Raw genomic sequence first — 437 nt, forward strand, 5'->3', positions numbered from 1 at the left:
ATTGATGTATTTTTCAGCATCTTGGTCAATCCAGTTCCAAATTCCAGGGACAGCGATGGCAAGATAACCTTGGCTGCACAAAGATGCTGCTTTCTTGAATCCTTCTGTAACTTGCAGCGCGATCGCGTTGGTCTTAGCGAATTCCCAGATGGCAAATTCTGGACTCCCTTCGTAGGAATCTCGGAATTTTTCCCAAGCCATAAAGGTTTCACCACCAGCACGGAAAGCAATTGTGTTGGCGGTCGGTATAGGAATCGCAGGAACAAAAATTTCTGTGGGACGATTGCGGGGGTGCTCATACTTAATTAGCTTCCCATCGCGATCGCGTCTGGGAGAGTCGGGCTTTAAGCATAAGAAATCGGATCGCTGACCAGTGATTAAATCGAAGCCTTGCGCATACCAACCACCATCATTGAGATGGTCATATTTTTTGAGTT

The 437-nt window shown here is 46.5% G+C and carries 1 protein-coding gene; it reads right to left on the reverse strand.

The window, feature by feature from the left end; genetic code table 11:
• The coding region (locus R0J87_RS18575; protein ID WP_498888036.1) for a DUF3854 domain-containing protein at positions 1-437 on the reverse strand (437 nt) is incomplete at both ends.

Origin of the sequence: Halomonas sp. SIMBA_159, from assembly GCF_046536035.1 — a bacterium.
GTDB classification, from domain to species: domain Bacteria; phylum Pseudomonadota; class Gammaproteobacteria; order Pseudomonadales; family Halomonadaceae; genus Vreelandella; species Vreelandella venusta_A.